Raw genomic sequence first — 20529 nt, 5'->3', positions numbered from 1 at the left:
GGACACGTCGATCCCGGTGGAGGCGTTCTCGGTGGCCGAGCCCTTGAGCAGGTGCGGCATCCCGCACGCGAACTCCACCACCTCCTGCCCCCGCGCCACCTCCCCCGCGGCGTCGGAGAGGACCTTGCCGTGCTCCGCGGTGAGGATCTCCGCGAGCTCGGAGGCCCGGGCGTTGAGCAGCTCCCGGAACCGGAACAGGATCTGCGTGCGCGCGGTCAGCGACGTCTCACGCCAGGACGGCCAGGCGCGGGCCGCCGCGGTGATCACCGCCTCGACGTCGGCCTCGGTCGCGAACGCCACCTGGCGCCGGACCTCGCCCGTGGCCGGGTCGGTGACGTCGCCGTACCGATCCCCCGTCGACTTCAGCGCAGCGCCGCCGGCCCAGTGGTGCAGGGTGTCCATCCCCCGAGTGTGACGACCCGGGCGGCGTCGTGCTTGCGTTCGAGCGCGCTCGAATCCCTAGCGTCGGTCCCATGACCAGCCTCCCGACCGTCGCCCTGGGTGACGGGCTCGACGTCAGCGCCCTCGGCTTCGGCGCCATGGCGCTCTCCGACGTCTACGGCACCACCGACCCCGACCAGGCCGTGCGCACGCTGCACGCCGCGCTCGACGCCGGCGTCACCTTCCTCGACACCGCCGACGTCTACGGCACGCCCCGTGAGGGCACGACCGGCCCGTCGGGCACCAACGAGGAGCTGCTCGCCCGCGTCCTGGCCGACCGCCGCGACGAGGTGCAGCTCGCCACCAAGTTCGGCATCACCGGCGTCGTCGGCGCCGGCGCGGGGACCCGCGGCGACCGCGAGTACGTCCGCGCCGCCTGCGAGGCCTCGCTGCGCCGCCTCGGCGTCGAGACCATCGACCTCTACTACATGCACCGCCGCCAGCTCGACCTGCCGATCACCGAGACCGTCGCCGCGATGGGCGAGCTCGTCGCGGAGGGCAAGGTCCGCCACCTCGGGCTCTCCGAGGTCACCGGGCCCGAGCTCGCCGAGGCCGCCGCGGTGCACCCGATCGCCGCGGTGCAGAGCGAGTGGAGCATCTGGTCCCGCGACGTCGAGGCGAACGTCGTGCCGCGCGCGGTCCAGCTCGGCGTCGGGTTCGTGCCCTACAGCCCGCTCGGCCGCGGCTTCCTCACCGGCACCGTGACCGCGGAGCGCGTCGCCTCGACGGCCCTCGCCCGCCAGCCCCGGTTCACCGAGCACTTCGACGCCAACCAGAAGGTCGTCGAGGTCGTCCGGGAGGTCGCCGGCGAGCTCGGTGCGACGCCCGCCCAGGTCGCCCTGGCGTGGGTGTACGCCCAGGGCGCGGCCTTCGGCGTCCCGACGGTGCCGATCCCCGGCACCCGCTCCGCGGAGCGCGTCGTCGAGAACGCCGGGGCCGTCGGGCTCGCCCTGTCCGCCGACCAGAAGGCCCGGCTCGACGCCGCCGCCGACCTCGTCGTCGGGAGCCGGAACTTCAGCTTCTCCGCCGACGACTGGATCTCCTCCGGCCGGGAGTGATCAGGTGTCCGGGTGGACACGCAGCACCTCCGGCTGGGCGGGCTCGACGTCGCGTACCTGACGACGGGTCCCGACGACGGGCCGCTCGCGGTCCTGCTGCACGGCTACCCGGACACGGCGTGGTCCTGGCGCCACCTCGCGCCCGTCCTCGCCGACCGCGGGTACCGGGTGGTCGCGCCGTTCCTGCGCGGCTACGCCCCCACCGGGCTGGCCCCGGACGGCAGCTACCAGTCCGGGGCGCTCGTCGCCGACGCCGTGGCGCTGCGCCGCGCGCTCGGCGACGGGCGCCCCGCGCTGCTGGTCGGGCACGACTGGGGCGCCGTGGCCGCCTACGGCGCCGCGGTCCACGCCCCGGCGCTGTGGTCGCGGGTGGTGACGATGGCCGTGCCCCCGCTGGGCTTCGCGGCCGTCGCGCTGCGGCGACGGCGGGTCGGTCTCGTCGCCCGCCAGCTGCGGGCGAGCTGGTACATGCTCTTCCAGCAGCTGCCCGGGGTCTCCGAGGCGGCGCTCCCCCGGCTCGTCCCGCGGCTCTGGGCCGACTGGTCCCCCGGCTACGACGCCTCCGCCGAGGTGCCCCGCGTCCTCGCCGCGCTCGACTCCCCCGCCCGGCGCACCGCCGCGCTGCGCTACTACCGCGCGTGGCTCCAGCGCTGGCGGCAGCTGCCCCGGTACCGCCGCGAGGAGCGGGCGGTGCTCGGCCTGCCGACCCACCCGCTGCTCTACCTCTACGGCACCGACGACGGGTGCGTGCGCCCGGAGGTGAGCGCGCTCGCCGCCGAACTGTTGCCGCCCGGGCGCGTCGTGGCGATCCCGGGGGCCGGCCACTTCCTGCCGCTCGAGGCGCCCGACCGGGTCGCCGAGGTGGTCGCGGCCTTCCTCGACGAGGCGGCACCGGGCTCTAGAGGGCGTCGAACCCCGCGATGAGCCACCGGCCGTCGCCACCGGGCTCGAGCACCACCCGCGCGCTGCGGGCGTCGCGCCGCGGCGCCGGGTCACCCTCGCGGCCGGTGGTCTGGGTGTAGAGGACGACGGTCTCGACGTGGTCCGGGGTCGCCGTGACCACCCCGACCCGGGACACCGTGGCCGAGGACGTCGCGTGCCCGTCGACCGCCGCCGGCACGACGAGGCCGGCGACGATCGCGTGGTTCTGCGCGGCGAAGGGGCCGGTGGTGACCGAGTCGATGCGCTCGGCGTCGGCGTCGACGGTCCGCCAGTCGTAGCCCAGCAGCACCGGGGTGAGTGCCGCCGCGGCCGCCGCGCCGTCCCGCGCGGCCACGTCGGTCTCCCCCGCGACGACCGCGCGGTGCGCGAGCTGCCCGACGACGACCGCCGCCGCGATCGCGAGGACGCCGAGCACGACGAGGACGGTGCGCCGCCGGCCGACCACGGCCCGGGTCACGGGACCTCCGCCAGGTCGTCGACCAGCCACCGGCCGTCCTGCCGGACGAGCGCCGCGTCGACCCGCCAGGCCCGCTGCCCGCTCCCGTCGTCCAGTCGCGCCGCGGCGACCACGCGGGCGGTGTCGCCGTCGAGGGACTCCAGGCCGACGGCGCGCACGACGACGGACGACGCGGCCGGGACCCCACCCTGCTCCAGGCGCGCCCGCCACGCCCCCGTCGCGCCGTCGAGGGCCTGGGTGCGGGCGGTCGACGAGGAAGGGGCCGCGACGAGCTCGGTGAGGTGGGTGCGCACCGCGTCCACCGCGGTGGCCTCGTCGGCGCCGCGGGCGGCGGCCCGGGCGTCCACCACCCCGAGGACGACGCCGGCGACGACGAGCGCCGCGAGCAGCGCGGTCAGCAGGAGCGCCGCACCGCGCGGCCGGCCCGGTCGTGGCATGGCACCTCCCTCTCCCGGGGATCCTGGGGCGCGGCCCTCCCCCGTCGTGGCCGTTCCGGGAGATCCGGGCTGCTGGAGCCGTCGCGTTACGCCGAACAGCCTAATCTGGGACACCGTCCGGGCTGTGCTGATCGTGGTGTTCGGGCGGACCGCCCACCGTTCGTCGTGACGCGGTGACCGGTCGCATGGCGCGGGACCACCCGACCGGCCGCTGGAGGCGCCACTGAGGCGACGCGACGGGCCGCCGGTCGACGGGGGCCTTCCCGAACCGCGCCCCGCTCGGTCACGGTGGGGTCACACGACGGCGTGGCGGCTGCTCCGCGGGCGACACGTCCGATCGGGGCCCGCCGTCGACGTCGAGTGATCACCGCGGGCCGTGCGGTCCGCAGCAGGTGATCACGTCTGGGGGGGTCGGGGCAACGGGTGGTCGGACGGGTGGAACAGGACACGGGATCGTCGGCGTCGCCGGCGCGCCGCCGGGGGGCGGCGTGACCTCTCAGCACGCCGACCCGGAGGAGCACCCGGCGGTCGAGTTCCTCCGCCGCCACGACGCCTTCCTCCAGGTGCTCGTCACCGTCCTCGGCCACGCCTACGGGGCCCCGCCGCACGACCTGTTCCTGCTCACCCGGGCCTCGATGCACGATCGCTGGGCGACGTTCGGCCCGGCCGGCGAGGACGTGCGCGTGGTGGAGCTGACGCTGCAGGTGACGCGGACCGCCCGCGGTCTCGGCAGCCACGGCCCGGAGCGGGACCGCCGCGCCCGCCCGGCCCAGCCGCCCGCCGCCCGCTCGGTGCTGGCCGCGCGCTCGTTCGAGCCCGCCTGGCGCCACCCGGACCCGTGGCGGCTGCTCGCCGCCGACGAGGCGCGCCCGTTGCGGGCCCTCGTGCACCTCGACCCGCTCGCCCGCGACCTCGCCGTCCTGCGCTGGCTCGGCGTCCCCGACGCGCAGGTCGCCCCCGAGCTCGGCCTCGGCGAGGCCGAGCTGACCCCGCGGCTCGTCGACGCGATGCGGCAGTGGGCGGCGGTCGTCGAGGCCGCCGCGGCGGCCGACCCCGACCCCGGGTCGGACGGGAGGCACGCCCGGTGAGCGACGCCCCGGGGAACGACCCCCGCGACCTCGACCGGCTCGTCGCCTCCGCCCTCGCCGGCGAGCGCGGCGCGATGGACACCCTGCTGCGCATCCTGCGGCCCCTCGTCGTGCGGTACTGCCGCAGCCGGCTCGGCGGCTACGAGCGGGTCAACGCCTCCCCCGACGACGTCGCCCAGGAGGTCTGCGTCGCGGTGCTGCGGGCCCTGCCGGGCTACCAGGACCAGGGCCGGCCGTTCCTCGCGTTCGTCTACGGCATCGCCCAGCACAAGGTGGTCGACGCCCACCGCGCCGCCGGCCGGGACCGCTCGGACCCCACCGACGACGTGCCCGAGAGCGAGGACCTCCGCGACGGGCCCGAGCAGCACGCGATGGCCCTCGCCGAGTCCACCGAGATGGCGGCGCTCATGGCCGAGCTGCCGGAGAAGCAGCAGGAGATCCTGCGGCTGCGCGTCGTGGTCGGCCTCTCCGCCGAGGAGACCGCCGAGGCCGTCGGGTCGACCGCCGGGGCCGTCCGCGTCGCCCAGCACCGCGCCCTCGGCCGGCTGCGGCAGCTGATCACCGAGCGGGGCGGCGCGCCGCCCGCTCCCGCCGAGGAGGCGCCCCGGCGCCGTGGCGGCGCGCGCGGCCCCCGTCGCGCCCCGGCCCCGCCCCCCGAGGGACCGGCGGCGCCCGACTGGCAGGCGGCCCCGCGCACCGGGGACGTGGTGCTGGACCGCCTGCTCGCGATGGCCGACGCCCACGTCGAGGTCGTCGCCCGCGGCGGCGACACCGACCCCCGCTCGGGGCCGGTCGGCGTCACCGACCGCGCGGAGCACCAGCGCCGGCTCGACGCCGAGGACGCGCGCATGGCCGTGGCCGCGCGGAACCACCGCGGCGGCCGTGGCTCCCAGTAGGCCGAGTCGTCGTCGGCGGCCCGGGACCTCAGTAGGCGGGGCGCAGCGGGAACCCGGACCGGCCGAGGTCGTCGAGCTTCACGCCGAGCACCTGGTGGAGCTGGATGTTGTCCATGTCGAACCCGACCGCGCAGGCCGGCATGTACAGCTTCCAGACGCGCGCCCGGCCCTCCCCGGCCTCGGCGACGCACTCGTCCCAGTTGGCCTCGAGGTTGGCCGTCCACGCCTTGAGCGTCTTCGAGTAGTGCTCGCGGAGGTTCTCCTCGTGGCGGATCTCGAAGCCCGCCCCGTTCATCCGCGAGACGAGGTGCCCGATCGGGAGCAGCTCGCCGTCGGGGAACACGTAGCGGTTGATGAACGGGTCGGCGTGCGCGCGGTGGTGGGCGTCGGGCCGGGTGATGCAGTGGTTGAGCAGCCGGCCGCCGGGGCGCAGCTTCGCGTAGAGGAACGAGAAGTACGACTTCAGCTGCGAGCGCCCGATGTGCTCGGTGAGGCCGATCGAGCTCACCGCGTCGAACCCGTCCTCGGTGACGTCGCGGTAGTCGCCGTGCCGGATCTCGACGAGGTCGGACAGGCCCCGGCGCGCGACCTCCTTCTGCGCCCAGAGCGCCTGGTCCCGCGACAGCGTGACGCCGAGGGCCCGCACCCCGTGCTGCTCGGCGGCGTGCATCGACATCTGTCCCCAGCCGCACCCGACGTCGAGCAGGCGCATCCCCGGCTCCAGGGCCAGCTTGTCGGCGACCAGCGCGTGCTTGGCGAACTGCGCCTCCTCCAGCGACGACGTCTCGCCGGGGTAGGCCGCGCAGGTGTAGGCCATCGACGGGCCGAGCACCAGCTCGTAGAAGCGGTTCGAGACGTCGTAGTGGTGGGCGATCGCGTCGGCGTCGCGGGCCTTCGAGTGCATCCAGCCGTGCTGGCGGTGCTCCTGGGGCGGCGGCGCGAGGTGGCGGTGGCGGAAGCGGACCGGAGCCAGGCGCAGCGCGGTCCTCGCCAGGGTCGCGGCCGACACGTCGGAGACCGTCAGCTCGCCCATCGCGGTCAGCGCCTCGTAGAGGTCACCGTCGACGTCGAGGTGCCCGGACACGTACGCCCGCGCCAGCCCCAGGGTGTTGGGCGACCCGGCGAGGTAGGCCAGCGCGGTCTCGCTGCGGATGTCGACGGTCGCGACGGAGCCGCCGCCGGCCGGCTCCGAGACGCTCCCGTCGTAGGCGTGGACGGTGATCGGGGCTTCCGGGCCCAGCACCGGCCGGAACAGCTCGGCGACTCCCACGACTCCTCCTTGCTCGTGATGGACGGCGTCAGCCGGTGACGCACTTGGTGTAGAGATCCGGTAGGCGTCCCGCCGGGTCGTAGCGGGCCTTGAGCCCGCGGTACGCCGCTCCGCCGTAGAGGGCGTCGAACTCCTCGCGGGTGTAGCTCGCCGTGGAGTACAGCGATTTGTGCCCCTCGAGCTCCATGAGCGTCCGCTCGATGAGCCGGTTGTGGTGGTCGCGCGCCATCCCGGGCTGCAGGAGGGCGTCCGACCAGAACCCGACGTTGACGTACGTCCGGTCCGGCTCGAGCGGGTAGAGCGGCCAGGTCTGGTGCCCGCGCAGCCGCAGCGGGCACACCCACACCGGCGAGATGCCGATCTCACGGTGGAAGAAGTCGAGGAACTCCGCCAGCCGCTCCACCGGCACCTCGACGTCCTGGATGATCGGCTCCACGCCCGCCGCACCGGTCACCCGGGTCTGGATGCGCTCGGAGAGCCCGAGGCGCCGGTCGAGCGCGACGAGGCGGCGGTAGACGTCCGAGCGGCGGTACCGCCCGGGCCACAGCCGGCGCACCGCGGGGTGCTGGGCGCCGAGGGCGCGGGAGCACCAGAACCAGTCGGTGTCCCAGCGCCAGAGGTAGTCGTGGATGCTCAGGTGGTCGACGCCGACGCCGTCCGGGGCGGCGTCGGCCAGCCGCGGGATCGAGCGGTAGTAGACGTCCTGGCCGGTGTAGTCCGAGAGCGACGGGGCCTCGGAGACCATCCGGCCGAGGGTGAGGTACTGCTCGGCCCGCCCGGAGGCGGTCTCGGTGGGGCCGAAGACGGTGCCGTCGACGACGTCGACCGCCTCGCCGTCGTAGGCGTGCTCGACGGCGATGACCTCGACGGCCTTGGCGAGCGAGGCCGCGTCGTCGAACCGGACGTGGCGCAGCCGCACGAACGGCTGCACGGGCGCGAGCTCGATGCGCAGGGCCACCGCGTAGCCCAACGTCCCGTAGGAGTTGGCGAGCCCGGCCCAGAGGTCGGCCGCGTCGTTGTCCGGGGCCGCCGTGACGATCTCGCCCGCGCCGGTGAGGACGTCGGCCGAGAGCACCGACTCGTGCGGGAGGCCGTCCCGGAACGACGTCGACTCGATCCCCAGGCCGACGACGGCGCCGCCGAGGGTGATCGTCTTGAGCTGCGGGACCACGAGCGGCATCAGCCCGTGCGGCAGCGTGGCCGCGACGAGGTCCTCGTAGGTGGTCATGCCCCCGACGTCGGCGGTGCGCGCCTCCGGGTCGACGTGCAGCACGCGGTCGAGCCCATCGACCTCCAGCCCGCCGCGTCCGTCGCGGAACCGGAACAGGTTCGACGTGCGCTTCTTCAGCCGTACCGGGGCGTCGGACGGGAGCGCCGCCAGCCGCGCGCGCGCCGCCGCCACGGCCTGCTCGTGTGCGGCGCTGCGAGCCACCGTCATCCCCGACACCCCTCGCTCACGTGGCGTCGGTACCCCGGCGCCGTTCGGCCGTCCGGGTCAGCAGCGTATGCCCGTGTCGGACGGGTGGCACCGGGCTCGGCAGTGGGATCCTTCACCGTGAGGGCACACGGCGGACACCGACGGGAGGAACCGGATGGGCGAACTCGGGACGTACCGGGCGAAACGCGATCCCGGGCGCACGCCGGAGCCGTTCGGCGAAGTCGGCGGATCCGACACCGACGCCGGCGGGCGCTTCGTGGTCCAGGAGCACCACGCCCGGCGCCTGCACTACGACGTGCGCCTCGAGCGCGGTGGGGTCCTGGTGTGCTGGGCGGTGCCCAAGGGGCTGCCCGAGCGGCCCGGGACCCCGCGCCTGGCCGTGCACACCGAGGACCACCCGCTCGAGTACCTCGACTTCCACGGCGACATCCCGCAGGGCGAGTACGGCGGCGGCAGCATGACCGTCTGGGACTCCGGGACCTACGAGACGGAGAAGTGGAGCGACGACGAGGTCGCGGTCACCCTGCGGGGTGAGCGGGTCGACGGGCGCTTCGTGTTCTTCCGGCCGGCCCGCAACGAAGACCCCAAGGACTGGCTCGTCACCCGTCGGGTCGACGACGGGACCACGCCGACGGAGCGGTCGGCCCGCGACGTCCAGTCCCCGCGGGTCTCGGTGGGCGGCCGGACCCTCAAGCTCTCCAACCTCGACAAGGAGCTCTACCCGGGGACGCCGAAGAACGCCGTCGTCGACTACTACGCCCGCGTCGCCGACACCCTGCTCCCCCACCTCGCCGGCCGGCCGCTCACGCTGCGCCGCTTCCCCGACGGCATCGACGGCGAGTCCTTCTACGAGAAGAACGCGGGCCGCAACGCCCCGTCCTGGTTGCGGACCGTCGTCGTCCCCACCCCCGGTTCCTCGCGCGGGAGCTCCAGCGCGTCGTTCGTCGTCGTCGAGGAGCTCGCGGCGCTGGTGTACCTCGCCAACCTCGCCGTGCTCGAGCTGCACGTGCCGCAGTGGCGCGTCGACGCCGAGGACCACCCGCTCCCGCCCGACGAGCTCGTGGTCGACCTGGACCCGGGCCCCGGCACCGGGCTGCTCGAGTGCGCCGCCGTGGCCTGCCGCATCCGCGACCGGTTCGACGCCGACGGGCTCGTGGCGAGCGTGAAGACCAGCGGCTCCAAGGGCATGCAGATGACGGCGCCGGTCGCGCTCGGCCCCGACGGCGACCCGGCGGCGACCTCGGCCTACGCCAAGCGGCTCGCCGAGGCACTCGCCCGCGAGACCCCGGACGCCGTCACCGCGGTGATGGCCAAGGACCGCCGGCCCGGCAAGGTGTTCGTCGACTGGAGCCAGAACAACACCGCCAAGACCACGGTCGCGCCCTACTCGTTGCGCGCGCGGTCGGCCCACGGCGCGCCCACGGTCTCCACCCCGCTGACGTGGGCCGAGGTCGAGACATGCACCGACCCGGACGAGCTGGTGTTCTCGCCCGAGGAGGTCCTCGCGCGGATCGCCGAGCACGGGGACCTGTACGCGGCGGCCCTGCAGGAGGGGGCACCGCTCCCCTGAGCCTCGCCGAGTGGACCTCCACGGCTGCCGGGCGAGCCCTCGGGGTCCACTCGGTGGCCGTTCCCCCGGGCCGACGCGTCAGAGACCGAGCGAACCCGTCACCCCGGTGACCGTGTTGCCGACGCCCTTGACCGTGTTGGTGAGCAGGCCTCCGGACTGCTGCGACCCGCCGTCGTCGTCGGACCCGCCCCCGGAGGACTTCGGCGGCTTCGAGGAGGACTTCGGCGGGTTCGAGGACGACTTCGTCGGCTTCGTCGGCGGCTTGGTGGCCGAGCGGCCCTCGGTCGTCGGCGTCGTCGTCTTCGTGGTGGTCGTCGTGGTGGTCGGCGGGAGGACCCGCGGGGTCGGCCGGACCACGGCCGCGGGCAGCGGGGCGGCGAACGCCGGAGCGGCCGCGCCCTGCGCACCACCGGCCGGAGCCGCGGGCGGGGCGTCGAGCACCCCGGCGGTCGACGGGTCGGTCCCGGCCCGGTCGGGCGCCGGCCGGCCGCGGTCGGGGCGCGCGGCTCCCCCACCGACCTGCAACGGGCCCGGCGAGCCGGCCGTGTAGGTGTCGACCTTGGGGAGTGGGTCGTCCGAGTGGTCGTTGGCCAGCGACGAGATCGCCAGCGGCACCGCGCCCACGGCGGCCGCCACGGAGACGATCGCGACGCCCCAGCCGCGCAGCCGACTCGGCTCGGCCGCGGCCCGGCGGTGGTGCCTCGGGGCGGCGGCGGCGGCGTCGAGGCCGGGCTCGCCGGCCTCGTCGAGGTGGCGCTGGGCCCACGAGGGCAGCCCGGAGCCGGCCGGCGAGGACCCACCCCCCGTGCGCCCGTGCCGCGACCGCGCCATCCGTCCCCCGTGTCCACCTTGGCTCGTGACCGAACGGACACTACTCCATGTGTACGTATCCCCCCAAGGTGGCCGGCGGGTGACGCCTGATCACCGTGGTGTCCCCGTGATCACGGCGTGTCGTCACCGTGCCCTGGCGAACGGGCGACGGGATCTCCCCCGGACGGCGGCCGCGCTGCTGCGGAGCGGAGTCCGGGATCGCGTGACGGCCGCGGCGTGGCGACCCGCGCGACGCCGTCGTCATGCACACTGCGGCTCGTGATCCCGGTGGCGCGCACCCATCCGTACCTGGCCGCCCCTCGACCCCGGGCCTTCGCGCACCGGGGCTGGCACGTCGGCGAGCTCGCGGGACTGGAGAACACCCTGGCGGCGTTCCTCCGCGCGCGCGACGAGGGCTACGCCTACGTCGAGACCGACGTGCACGCCACGCGGGACGGGGTGCTCGTCGTCCACCACGACGCGACGCTGCGCCGGGTGGCGGGTCACCCGGGCGTGCTCCGCGCGATGGACTGGGCCGAGCTCGCGCCGGTGCGGGTGCGCGGCCGGGAGAAGCTGCCCCGTCTGGAGGAGGCGCTCGAGGCCCTGCCGGACACGCGGTTCAACGTCGACCTCAAGTCGCCGGGCACGCTGCGGCCGATGCTCGAGCTCCTCGAGCGCGACGACGTCGCGGAGCGGGTCGCCGTGGCGAGCACCGACGAGGGACGGCTGCGGGCGGTGCGGCGGCGGTTCGGCGACCGGGTCGTCACCGGCGTGTCCGCCCGTGCCGCCCTCTCGCTGCGCACCCGCTCGGTGCTCCCGGGGCCGCTCTCCCGCCGCGTCCCGGTCGCCGGTGACCTCGCCCAGCTGCCGGTCCGGTTCGGCGGGCTGCCGGTCGTCGACGCCACCAGCGTGCGGGCCGCCCACGAGGCCGGACTCGAGATCCACGTCTGGACCATCGACCGGGCCGCGGAGATGCACCGGCTCCTCGACCTGGGCGTCGACGGCCTGATGACCGACCGGCCGGACCTGCTCCGCGACGTCCTCGCGGTGCGCGGCGCGTGGGAGGGCGCGCCGCCGGCGGTGTGATCTGTCCTGACCTCGGGTAACACCTGGATGAACACATCGATGTGTGCCAGGGGTCGGGATCGTCCGCGCGCCGGGAGGCGTGAGACGGGTCACGACCACGTGTCCGTCAGGTGTCGCGGGAACGAACCGGCACCGCCGGGCGTTGGGACCTGGAGCGTCGTCGCGGGAGTGTGGCCCGTGCGACGCGCATGCAGTCGAGGAAAGGACAGCAACCATGGCCGACCGCGTCCTCCGTGGAAGCCGCCTCGGAGCCGTCAGCTACGAGACCGACCGCGACCACGACCTCGCCCCCCGCCGCTCCTTCGCCTACCGCTGCCCGAAGGGTCACGACTTCGAGGTGCCGTTCTCGGACGATGCCGAGGCGCCGGTGACCTGGGAGTGCCGCCTCCACGGCGAGGAGGGCAAGCGCATCGACGGCACGGAGCCCGAGCAGAAGAAGACCAAGCCGCCGCGTACCCACTGGGACATGCTGCTCGAGCGCCGTTCGGTGCCCGAGCTCGAGGAGCTCCTCGACGAGCGCCTCGGCCTGCTCAAGGAGCGCCGCTCCGAGAGCGCGTGAGCCCGACGGACAGACCCCGTCACCCCCGCAGGGTGACGGGGTCTCTTCGTGTCCGCAGCCGGTCCCGCACCGCCCACGCGGTGATCCGCCACAGGGCCTCGCGGACGACGGCGCCGCTCATCTTCGAGGCGCCGGCGCTGCGCTCGGTGAAGGTGATGGGCACCTCGCGCACCACGAACCCGCCGCGGTGCACCCGGAACGCGAGGTCGACCTGGAAGCAGTACCCCTGCGACGAGACCGGCGCGCGGGTGATCTCCTCGAGCACCGCCCGCCGGAAGAGCCGGAACCCCCCGGTCACGTCGCGCACCGGGAGACGCAGCGCGATCCGCGAGTACACGTTCGCCGCCCGGGACAGCGCGTTGCGGTACCAGGGCCAGTCGACCACGCGCCCGCCGGGCACGTAGCGCGACCCGAGCACGAGGTCGGCGCCGTCGCTCCGCGCGCTCGCGAGCAGTGCCGGCAGGTCCTCGGGTGCGTGGGAGCCATCGGCGTCCATCTGGACCACCCACCCCACCTCGACGCTGGGGTGCGTCTCGACCACGTGGGCGAACGCGTCGACGTAGGCCGCCCCGAGCCCCCGCTTCGGTCGGTGGTGCAGCACCGCGAGCCGGGCGTCGGCCGCCGCGAGCTCCTCGGCGAGCTCGCCGGTGCCGTCCGGGCTCCCGTCGTCCACCACGAGCAGGCGGGCGCCGGGCAGCGTCGTCAGCACCCGCTCCACGAGGGGAGCCAGGTTCTCGCGCTCGTCGTAGGTCGGGACGACGACGAGCACCCCGGTCCCGTCGGGGTGGGGGTCGCCTCCGCTCATCCGGTGACCGCCGGCGTCTCCACCGCCCGGGTCGGTCCTCCCGTCCGCCGGCGGGCCCGCACACCCCGGACCCCGCCGGCCACCGCGGCCCCGACGCCGAGGGCGGCGAGCACCCACTCCGGCACCGCGCCGAGCCGGGTGGCGAGGGTCGTCGTCGTGCGCAGCGGCACCCGGTCGACGAGGACGCCGGGGGTGAAGAGCGCGCCGGTCCGGTCCACGACGGTGCCGTCCGGGGCGATCACCGCGCTCTGCCCGCTGGTCGCGGCGATGACGACGGCCCGGTCGTGCTCGACCGCGCGCAGCCGGCTCATCCCCTGCTGCTGGTAGGTCATGTCCGTCTCGCCGAACGTGGCGTTGTTGGTCGGGACGGTCAGCAGGTCGGCGCCCCCGGTGACGGCGTCGCGAACGTCGTCGTCGAACACCACCTCGTAGCAGGTGGCGACGCCGAGGCGGGCCGGCCCGGCGTCGAGGGTCGGCGCGCCGGTGCCCGGCACGAAGTCGGTGACGCGGGCGACGTCGTCGGAGAAGAACGACGCCAGCCCGCGCAGCGGGATGTACTCCCCGAACGGCAGCAGGTGGCGCTTGACGTACTGGTCGGTCGGCCCCACGCGGGGGGTCCACACGACGGCGGCGTTGCGGGGACCCTCGACGATCGCGGTGTCGTCCGCGTCGACCTGCGGACGCAGCACCGCGCCCACGACCACCGGCACCCCGATCTCGTCGGTCACCGCCTGGATCTCGGCACGGGCATCGGCGTTGGCGAACGGGTCGATGTCCGAGGAGTTCTCGGGCCAGATCACCAGGTCCGGACGCGGTCGCTGCCCGGCGGCGACCTGGGCGGCGAGCAGGCGGGTCTCGCGGACGTGGTTGTCGAGCACCGCGCGGCGCTGGCTCGCGAAGTCCAGCCCGGCGCGGGGCACGTTGCCCTGGACGGCCGCGACGGTGATCGTCCGGTCGCCGGGCTCGGTGGCCGCGTGGGCCGGGGTGAGGAGCCCGACGACGGGTCCGAGCAGGAGGGCGACCACGGCGCCCACGACGGCGAGCGCGCGGCGACGGTGTGGCTTCCCGGACACTGGATGTCTGCGATGCGACACCGCTGACAGCAGCCACCACAGGCCCGCCCCGGACAGCACCACCCCGAAGCTCACCAGCGGCGCACCGCCGAGCGAGGCGAGCTTCGCGTACGCGCCCCCGGCCTGGCCGAACGCCACCTTCGCCCAGGGGAACCCGCCCCAGGGCACCCGCTCGATCACGGCTTCCCCCGCCACCCACAGGCACGCCACCCACAGCGGCGCCGCGGGCAGCCCCCGGACCAGCGGGAACAGCGCCACCGGGATCGCGACGGCCAGCACCACGACCGCGAGCGCGCCGAACCAGACCGCGCCGACGTAGGTCCCGGTCCAGTGCAGCAGCGGGTACTGGTAGGCCAGCGCGGCCAGGACGCCCCACCCGAACGCCGCCCGCACCCGCCGGCCGTCGACCACCGCGAGCAGCAGCGCGATCCCGAGCGGGGCCGCCCACCACCAGCCCAGCGGCGGGAACGCCGCGTAGAGCCCGAGCCCGGCGAGGACCGCCCCGACGACGCGGAGCGCGACGCCGGCCTTCAGCACGAGAGCAGCTCGTGCGGGCGGGTGTTCACCGGCTCGCACCCGTCGTCGGTGACCACGACGATGTCCTCGATCCGCGCGCCCCAGCGCTCGGGGAAGTAGATGCCGGGCTCGATCGAGAACGCCATGCCGGGCTCGAGGGTCAGGGCGTTCCCGGCCACGATGTAGGGCTCCTCGTGCACCTCGAGCCCGATGCCGTGCCCGGTGCGGTGGACGAAGAACTCGCCGTACCCGGCGTCGCGGATGATCGCGCGGGCGGCCTCGTCGACGCTCTCGGCGCTCACCCCGGGCCGGGCCGCGGCCACCGCGGCGGCCTGGGCACGCTGCAGCACCGCGTAGACGTCGGTGACCTCGTCGGTCGGGCCGCCGACGACGTAGGTGCGGGTGCAGTCGGAGTTGTAGCCCTCCGGGAGCGGGCCGCCGATGTCGACGACGACGACGTCGCCCGCCTCGATCACGCGCTCGGAGACCTCGTGGTGGGGGCTCGCGCCGTTCGGGCCGGACCCGACGATGACGAACGCGGCCTCCGTGTGGCCCGCCGCGACGATGGCCGCGGTGATGTCCTGGCCCACCTCGGCCTCGGTCCGCCCGGGCCGCAGCCACCCGGGGACCTGGGCGTGGACGGCGTCGATGGCCGCGCCGGCCCGGCGGAGGTACTCGACCTCGTCGGCGTCCTTGCGCATCCGCAGCTCGCGCAGCACCGGGGTGGCGAGCTCCTGGGTGGCCAGCGGCAGCGCGTCGCGCAGCCCCAGGACGTGCAGCGCGGGCATGTCCGAGGCCAGCGCGACCCGCTTCACGCCGTCGAGGCAGGCGGCGACGAGGCCGTGGGGGTCCTCGCCGTCGACCCAGTCGAGGACGTTGATACCGGCCTGGTCGACCCCGGACCCGTCGAGCCCGGGCCGCTCGAGGCGCGGCACGACGAAGGCCGCCTCGTCCCGCGTGGGCAGCACCAGCGCGGACAGCCGCTCGTGGGAGTGCTTGACGACCCCGGCGAGGTACTGGAGATCCGGCCCGGGGGTCACGACGAGGGCGTCGACACCGGCCTCGGCGGCCAGCCGGCGGGCCCGGTCGAGACGGGACGAGACCTGGTCGGCGAGCGAGGACCCCATGGCCGAGAGCCTAGGCGAACCCCACCTCGCTCACGTGTGCGGCCACGATCCGCCAGCCCTCCCGCGTCCGCGCCCAGGTCTGGGTCTGGCGCCCCTCCGCGGCCACGCCGGGGTAGCCGAAGAGGGTGCTGACCACGGCCGCGTCGGGCCCGAGCGCGAGCACGACCGTGTCGCGCAGCGTCCGCCCCGGCGGCACCCCGGGGTGCTCGCGCCGCCACGTCGCGATCTCCGCCGCGCCCTGCTGCCGGTCGGCCACCCCGTAGCGCACGCAGCGGGGGTCGTCCCAGAAGAGCTCCGTCAGGACCGCCACGTCGGCCTCCCGCAGGGCACGCTCGTAGCGGTCGAACACCTCGCGCACCTCGGCCGCCACCGCCCCGTCGCCGGGTGACGACGGGGCGACGGCGCGGATCTCCGAGGCGGTCACGCGGGCTCGGGCGTGGCGGCCGACGGGGTGGTCTCCGCGCGGGGCCCGGGCACGGTCGCCTCCTCGGCGTCCGCGTCCTCGGTCTCCCCGTCGACCGGCTCGGGGGTCGCGTCCTGGGCGCTCCCCCGTTGCCGCTCCACCAGCCCGAAGGCCAGCAGCACGATCGCCGCGAAGAGGTAGCCGAGCGCGATCTGCCCGCCGACGGCCCAGCCCACCGACGGCGCGTGGATGAGGCCGATGAACCCGAGCACGGCGCCGGCGGCGCTGTAGGCCGCGGCGGCGAAGAAGCGCTTGTCGATGACGAACGCGGTGATCGACCCGAGGACGAGCCCGGCGAGGATCGCGCCGCCGCCGAGCAGCGCGAGCCCGTGGTAGACCAGGCCGGCGTTGGTCAGGGCGTCCTCGCCGACCTTGTCCGCGGTCGTCCCGGCGGCCGAGAGCGCGTCGTCGATCTGTCCCGAGGCCCACGAGGCGATGTTGGGGATGATCGCGAAGACGACGGCGACGGCGTGGCGGGCCGGGGTCTCCCGGAAGGCCTGCGCCCCGATCAGGAGCCCGATGTAGAGCAGGATCGGCACGATCGCGGGCATCGGCAGCAGCGCCCCGAGCAGCGAGAACAGGCCGAGGAAGCACATCAGGGCGACGACGATGCCCGAGGCCAGCGAGTAGGTCGTGCGGCCGCCCGCGGCCTTCCAGCCGGGGTGGCCGATGTAGACCGCGGGCGGGAACGGGCAGCCGAGCACCGACCCGACGACCGCCCCGGTGCCGTCGGCGAGCAGCACCGCCCGCAGGTTGTAGGAGTCGCCCGCGACCGAGGCGGACTCCACGTTGGTCATGCCCTCGGTGAAGTTGTAGATGCCGAGCGGGATGGCGGTGGCGAGCAGCGGCGCGACGTCGGCGAGGCCCGCGCCCAGGCGACCGAAGTCCGCCGTCGGGAGGGAGACGGCGACATCCTGGGCGGCGGCGACGACGTCGGGCACCGACATGTACCCGCCGATCCAGCCGATCGCGGTGCCGACGAGCAGCGCGGCGAGACCGACCGGGATGTTCCCGGGCAGCTTCAGGTCGGTGAAGAAGCCGATCAGGATGATCATCATGACCGGCAGCGCGATCCACAGCGCCTCGAACATCTGCGCGGCCGGGCGCATCGAGATGAACGCGATGGAGACACCGGCCAGCGTGCCGAGCATCGCCGCCTGCGGGGTGAAGCGCCGGATCCAGGGCCCGACGAACGCCCCGACGAGCACGATCAGCCCGATGATGAAGCTCCACGCGAGCCCCGCGGCCCACGCGACCAGCGGGCTCTGGGTCTTCAGGTAGATCGGCAGCATGATCACGAAGACGACGATGAACATGTGCGGCACGGACGGCCCGTAGGGCATCGCGCACACGTCGTCGCGCCCCTCCCGCCGGGCCAGGCGCCGCGCGAGGTAGGTGTAGTAGACGTTGCCGAGCAGCAGCTGCACGCCCAGCGCCGGCAGGATCACCCCGAACACCTCGGCGCCCGGGATCTTGACCACGGTGAGGCAGAGGCCGGAGAGCACCAGCACGTTGACGATCGTGTTGAAGCCGAGCCCGAAGAAGGCGTTGGTGTCGCCGGCGACCCACCACGGGAGCTTCACCGGCGGCGCCTCGGACGATGCATGGGTCATGACGGGGTCCCCTCGAGGGCGGGAGTCGGGGCGAGGGCGGAGAGCAGGGCGGTCGAGGGGGCGACCCAGCCGAAGATCCCGCCCTGCGCGGTGATCATCTCGAGGCCGACCCGCTGGAACTCGGGGAAGTAGGAGCCGACGCCGTCGGCGAGGACGAGGCACTCGTAGCCGCGGTCGTTGGCCTCGCGGACGGTGGTGTGCACGCACACCTCGGTCGTGACGCCACCGACCACGAGCCGGGTGATGCCGCGGGCGGCCAGTTCGTCGCCGAACGAGGTGGCGTGGAAGGCGCCCTTGCCGGGCTTGTCGATGACGACCTCACCGGGGGCGGGGGTGAGCTCGTCGACGATGCCCTGGCCGTACTCGCCGCGGACGAGGATGCGGCCCATCGGGCCCGGGTCGCCGATGCGCAGCGACGGCGAGCCGCGGTGGAGCTTCGCGGCCGGGCAGTCCGAGAGGTCCGGGAGGTGCCCCTCCCGGGTGTGGATCACCGTCATCCCCACCGCGCGGGCAGCGGCGAGCACCCGCTGCAGCGGCGGGATCGTCGTGCGCAGCCGCGAGACGTCGTTGCCGAGCGTCTCGCCGAAGCCGCCGGGCTCGCAGAAGTCCCGCTGCATGTCGATGATGACCAGCGCCGTCGTCGCGACGTCGAGGGTGAACTCCCCCGGCTCGGCGGGCACGCGCACCGCACCCTCGGGCAGGGGCGCCGGGGCGCTCACGAGGCCCGTCCGTCGGTCGGGGTGGCCGTCGCCGCGAGCACGGCGTCGGACGTGGCGACCGCCCCGAACACGCCGCCCTGCATCGTCACCATGTGCAGCGCCGCGGCGTGGTTGGACGGGTCCGTGGCGCCCGTGGCGTCGGAGAGGATGAGGCACTCGTAGCCGCGGTCGTTGGCCTCGCGCATCGTCGTGTGCACGCAGACGTCGGTCGTGATGCCGGTCAGGACCATGTGCGTGATCCCGTTCGTGCGGAGCACGAGGTCGAGCTGCGTGGCGTAGAAGGCGCCCTTGCCCGGCTTGTCGATGAGGACCTCGCCGGGCCACGGCGCCACCTCGGGGACGATCTCCCATCCCGGTTCGCCGCGGACCAGGATCCGGCCGGTCGGACCGGCGCTGCCGATCTCCGCGTCGATCTGCGCGGAGCGCCAGCGCTTGTTGGCGGGCAGGTCGGAGAGGTCCGGGGCGTGGCCCTCGCGGGTGTGCACGACGAGCATCCCGGTCTCTCGGGCGAGCGCGAGCATGCGCGCGGTGGGCTCCAGCCCGGCGCGGGTGAGCCCGATGTCGTAGCCCATCCGGTCGACGTAGCCGCCCGGACCGCAGAAGTCGACCTGCCAGTCGATGCAGATCAGCGCCGTGCGCGAGGTGGGGACGGTGCCGTCGAAGGGCCACGCGTACGGCGCCGCGTCGACCGGTCCGAGCGTGGCGGGGGTCGGCGACGCCGGGGTGGGGGGTGCCTGGGATCGGGACTCGGCGAGGGTCACGGGGCCTCCTGGGTGCTGGCGGGCGGGGACACGAGCGGAGCGGCGGCGAGCAGCCGGGCCTCGGCGAACGCGGGGCCGACGAGGGTCACCCCCAGGGGGCGGCCGTCGGCGGTGGTGCCCGCGGGCAGGGCCAGGGCGGAGAGGTCGAGCAGGTTCGTGGCCTGGGTCCAGCGACCCAGCACGAGGTTGGGGGCGAGGGGGTCCGCGGCGAGCTCCGCGCGGGTGAACGTCGTCGGGACCGTCGGGAGGAGCAGGACGTCGGCGCGGGCGAACAGCCGGCCGGCCCAGGCCCGCAGCTCCTGGAGCCGGTGGCGGGCCCGGAAGGTCTCGACGCCGGTGACCTCGCTCCCGCGTCCGACGACCGCCCGGACGGCGGGGTGGACCGCCTCGGGGTGCTCGCGGAGGAAGCCCTCCAGGCCCGCGAGCCGCTCGGCGACCCACGGGCCGGTGTAGAGGAGGTCGCCGGCCTCCCGCAGCGGCCCCGTCGGGGTGGTGGTCACCGCGGTGGCCCGCGCGGTGGCGCGCTCGGCCACCATCGCGAAGGCGGCGGCCATGGCGGCGTCGCCGGCGAAGGCGTCGTCGACGTCGAGGTCGCCCGGCACCGCGAGGGTGAGCTCGTCCGGGACCGGGAGGCTGCGGGGTGCCCGCGACCACGGGTCGTCGGGGTCGGGGCCCGCGAGCACGGCGAGGGCGGCCGCCGCGTCGGCCGGGTCGCGGGCGAAGACGCTCACGCAGTCCAGGGAACGGCAGGCCGGGACGACGCCGGAGGTGCCGACGAGGCCGCGGGTGGGCTTGAGCCCGACCACCCCGTTCATCGCGGCGGGGACGCGACCCGACCCGGCGGTGTCGGTGCCGAGCGCGAGGGTCACGACTCCCGCGGCCACCGCCACGGCGCTGCCCGAACTGGAGCCGCCGGAGATCAGGTCGCCGCCGAACACGCTCTCCGGCGCGCCGTAGGGCGAGCGGGTGCCGTTCAGGCCGGTCGCGAACTGGTCGAGGTTGGTCTTCCCGACGACGACGGCCCCGGCGTCGCGAAGCCGCCGCACCGACCCGGCGTCGAGGGGTGGCCGGTACGCGAACGCCGGGCACGCGGCGGTCGTCGCCGCTCCCGCGACGTCGATGTTGTCCTTGACGGCCACGGGCACCCCGTGCAGCGGGCCCCGCTCCCCCGGGCTGAGCGCGTCGAGCTCGGCCGCGCGGGCGTACAGCTCCGCCGCCGGCGTGGTGGCGATCCACACCGCGTCGTCGCCCCGCTCCGCGAGCCGCGCGACGACGTCCGCCACCACGTCGTGCACACGGAGCGTTCCGTCGCGGTAGCCCGTTCGGAGGTCGTCCACGCCCCGGACCCGTGTGGTGGTTGCGCGCTGCACTCCGTCGATTGTCGACCGTTTGATGTCCGG

General features: G+C 75.2%; 21 protein-coding genes. 7 read left to right on the top strand and 14 right to left on the bottom strand.

Features of this window, described 5'->3' with window-relative positions; all coding sequences use genetic code 11:
• Window positions 1-402, bottom strand: a 402-nt coding sequence (locus tag HH311_RS24200) for an aldehyde dehydrogenase family protein (RefSeq protein ID WP_169186248.1), incomplete at its 3' end; no start/stop codon positions are given.
• Window positions 403-473: 71 nt separating this feature from the next.
• Between HH311_RS24200 and HH311_RS24195 the strand changes: the two genes are divergently transcribed.
• Together HH311_RS24195 and HH311_RS24190 are read left to right on the top strand one after the other, a co-directional pair.
• Window positions 474-1499, top strand: a complete 1026-nt coding sequence (locus tag HH311_RS24195) for an aldo/keto reductase (protein WP_169186247.1) — start codon at window positions 474-476, stop codon at window positions 1497-1499.
• A 12-nt stretch (window positions 1500-1511) separates the two neighbouring features.
• Window positions 1512-2423, top strand: coding sequence for an alpha/beta fold hydrolase (locus HH311_RS24190; protein ID WP_169186246.1), 912 nt, complete (start codon window positions 1512-1514; stop codon window positions 2421-2423).
• On the opposite strand, the gene HH311_RS24185 is transcribed toward HH311_RS24190, so the two are convergent.
• Both HH311_RS24185 and HH311_RS24180 read right to left on the bottom strand, forming a co-directional pair.
• Complete coding sequence (locus HH311_RS24185; protein WP_169186245.1) at window positions 2398-2898, bottom strand: hypothetical protein; 501 nt, start codon at window positions 2896-2898, stop codon at window positions 2398-2400. The two genes, HH311_RS24190 and HH311_RS24185, sit on opposite strands and share 26 nt — an antisense overlap.
• Entirely contained in the window at window positions 2895-3335 is a 441-nt protein-coding gene (locus HH311_RS24180) for a hypothetical protein (protein ID WP_169186244.1), read from the bottom strand. Before HH311_RS24180 ends, HH311_RS24185 begins: the two co-directional genes overlap by 4 nt.
• A 488-nt stretch (window positions 3336-3823) precedes the next feature.
• Between HH311_RS24180 and HH311_RS33550 the strand changes: the two genes are divergently transcribed.
• Both HH311_RS33550 and HH311_RS32830 read left to right on the top strand, forming a co-directional pair.
• Entirely contained in the window at window positions 3824-4423 is a 600-nt protein-coding gene (locus HH311_RS33550) for a hypothetical protein (protein WP_169186243.1), read from the top strand.
• Entirely contained in the window at window positions 4420-5319 is a 900-nt protein-coding gene (locus HH311_RS32830) for a sigma-70 family RNA polymerase sigma factor (RefSeq protein ID WP_169186242.1), read from the top strand. Before HH311_RS33550 ends, HH311_RS32830 begins: the two co-directional genes overlap by 4 nt.
• A gap of 28 nt (window positions 5320-5347) precedes the next feature.
• Here HH311_RS32830 and HH311_RS24165 read toward each other — a convergent pair whose 3' ends face one another.
• Window positions 5348-6589, bottom strand: coding sequence for a cyclopropane-fatty-acyl-phospholipid synthase family protein (locus HH311_RS24165; RefSeq protein ID WP_169186241.1), 1242 nt, complete (start codon window positions 6587-6589; stop codon window positions 5348-5350).
• Window positions 6590-6617: 28 nt separating this feature from the next.
• Window positions 6618-8027 (bottom strand): FAD-binding oxidoreductase, encoded by a 1410-nt coding sequence (locus HH311_RS24160; protein ID WP_169186240.1) that lies wholly within the window; start codon window positions 8025-8027, stop codon window positions 6618-6620.
• A gap of 154 nt (window positions 8028-8181) precedes the next feature.
• Between HH311_RS24160 and ligD the strand changes: the two genes are divergently transcribed.
• On the top strand, window positions 8182-9597 hold the full coding sequence (ligD, locus tag HH311_RS24150) for a non-homologous end-joining DNA ligase (RefSeq protein ID WP_248293008.1): 1416 nt from the start codon (window positions 8182-8184) through the stop codon (window positions 9595-9597).
• Window positions 9598-9675: 78 nt separating this feature from the next.
• Here the strand turns inward: ligD and HH311_RS24145 are convergent, their stop codons facing one another.
• Complete coding sequence (locus tag HH311_RS24145) at window positions 9676-10428, bottom strand: hypothetical protein (protein ID WP_169186239.1); 753 nt, start codon at window positions 10426-10428, stop codon at window positions 9676-9678.
• A gap of 258 nt (window positions 10429-10686) precedes the next feature.
• Here HH311_RS24145 and HH311_RS24140 point away from each other — a divergent pair, with 258 nt between their 5' ends.
• Both HH311_RS24140 and HH311_RS24135 read left to right on the top strand, forming a co-directional pair.
• A complete protein-coding gene (locus HH311_RS24140; RefSeq protein ID WP_312030367.1) occupies window positions 10687-11493 on the top strand; it encodes a glycerophosphodiester phosphodiesterase family protein in 807 nt (268 codons plus the stop codon).
• Window positions 11494-11707: 214 nt separating this feature from the next.
• Complete coding sequence (locus HH311_RS24135; RefSeq protein WP_169186238.1) at window positions 11708-12052, top strand: RNA polymerase-binding protein RbpA; 345 nt, start codon at window positions 11708-11710, stop codon at window positions 12050-12052.
• 19 nt (window positions 12053-12071) lie between these two features.
• Here HH311_RS24135 and HH311_RS24130 read toward each other — a convergent pair whose 3' ends face one another.
• Genes HH311_RS24130 through HH311_RS24095 form a run of 8 tightly spaced genes read right to left on the bottom strand, consistent with a single transcriptional unit; the run spans window position 12072 to window position 20466 of the window.
• Complete coding sequence (locus HH311_RS24130) at window positions 12072-12857, bottom strand: polyprenol monophosphomannose synthase (protein WP_169186237.1); 786 nt, start codon at window positions 12855-12857, stop codon at window positions 12072-12074.
• Window positions 12854-14467 carry an apolipoprotein N-acyltransferase gene (gene lnt / locus HH311_RS24125; RefSeq protein WP_312030366.1) on the bottom strand — a complete coding sequence of 538 codons (1614 nt, stop codon included), beginning with the start codon at window positions 14465-14467 and terminating at the stop codon, window positions 12854-12856. Before lnt ends, HH311_RS24130 begins: the two co-directional genes overlap by 4 nt.
• Window positions 14461-15573 carry a Xaa-Pro peptidase family protein gene (locus tag HH311_RS24120; RefSeq protein WP_169186235.1) on the bottom strand — a complete coding sequence of 371 codons (1113 nt, stop codon included), beginning with the start codon at window positions 15571-15573 and terminating at the stop codon, window positions 14461-14463. The genes lnt and HH311_RS24120 overlap by 7 nt, the downstream gene beginning before the upstream one ends.
• Window positions 15574-15583: 10 nt before the next feature.
• Window positions 15584-15997: an AtzH-like domain-containing protein gene (locus HH311_RS24115; RefSeq protein WP_312030365.1), complete on the bottom strand. Its 414-nt coding sequence runs from the start codon at window positions 15995-15997 to the stop codon at window positions 15584-15586.
• Window positions 15994-17649 carry a regulator gene (locus HH311_RS24110; RefSeq protein WP_169186234.1) on the bottom strand — a complete coding sequence of 552 codons (1656 nt, stop codon included), beginning with the start codon at window positions 17647-17649 and terminating at the stop codon, window positions 15994-15996. Before HH311_RS24110 ends, HH311_RS24115 begins: the two co-directional genes overlap by 4 nt.
• Entirely contained in the window at window positions 17646-18368 is a 723-nt protein-coding gene (locus tag HH311_RS24105) for a cysteine hydrolase family protein (protein WP_396027458.1), read from the bottom strand. Before HH311_RS24105 ends, HH311_RS24110 begins: the two co-directional genes overlap by 4 nt.
• On the bottom strand, window positions 18365-19129 hold the full coding sequence (locus HH311_RS24100) for a cysteine hydrolase family protein (protein ID WP_169186233.1): 765 nt from the start codon (window positions 19127-19129) through the stop codon (window positions 18365-18367). Before HH311_RS24100 ends, HH311_RS24105 begins: the two co-directional genes overlap by 4 nt.
• Window positions 19126-20466: an allophanate hydrolase gene (locus HH311_RS24095; RefSeq protein WP_169186232.1), complete on the bottom strand. Its 1341-nt coding sequence runs from the start codon at window positions 20464-20466 to the stop codon at window positions 19126-19128. The genes HH311_RS24100 and HH311_RS24095 overlap by 4 nt, the downstream gene beginning before the upstream one ends.
• Window positions 20467-20529 lie beyond the last annotated feature (63 nt).

Source organism: Actinomycetospora sp. TBRC 11914, assembly GCF_012933465.1.
In the GTDB taxonomy this organism is placed as follows: Bacteria; Actinomycetota; Actinomycetes; order Mycobacteriales; family Pseudonocardiaceae; genus Actinomycetospora.
The sequence above is the reverse complement of the archived record's forward strand: the minus strand, read 5'-3'. Positions and strand labels throughout refer to the sequence as shown.

Excerpts from the sequence above, each read along its gene's own strand:
- HH311_RS24195 (WP_169186247.1), top strand. The coding sequence starts at position 474 with ATGACCAGCCTCCCGACCGTCGCCCTGGGTGACGGGCTCGACGTCAGC.
- HH311_RS24180 (WP_169186244.1), bottom strand. The coding sequence starts at position 3,335 with ATGCCACGACCGGGCCGGCCGCGCGGTGCGGCGCTCCTGCTGACCGCG.
- HH311_RS24160 (WP_169186240.1), bottom strand. The coding sequence starts at position 8,027 with ATGACGGTGGCTCGCAGCGCCGCACACGAGCAGGCCGTGGCGGCGGCG.
- ligD (WP_248293008.1), top strand. The coding sequence starts at position 8,182 with ATGGGCGAACTCGGGACGTACCGGGCGAAACGCGATCCCGGGCGCACG.
- HH311_RS24145 (WP_169186239.1), bottom strand. The coding sequence starts at position 10,428 with ATGGCGCGGTCGCGGCACGGGCGCACGGGGGGTGGGTCCTCGCCGGCC.
- HH311_RS24135 (WP_169186238.1), top strand. The coding sequence starts at position 11,708 with ATGGCCGACCGCGTCCTCCGTGGAAGCCGCCTCGGAGCCGTCAGCTAC.
- HH311_RS24130 (WP_169186237.1), bottom strand. The coding sequence starts at position 12,857 with ATGAGCGGAGGCGACCCCCACCCCGACGGGACCGGGGTGCTCGTCGTC.
- HH311_RS24120 (WP_169186235.1), bottom strand. The coding sequence starts at position 15,573 with ATGGGGTCCTCGCTCGCCGACCAGGTCTCGTCCCGTCTCGACCGGGCC.
- HH311_RS24110 (WP_169186234.1), bottom strand. The coding sequence starts at position 17,649 with ATGACCCATGCATCGTCCGAGGCGCCGCCGGTGAAGCTCCCGTGGTGG.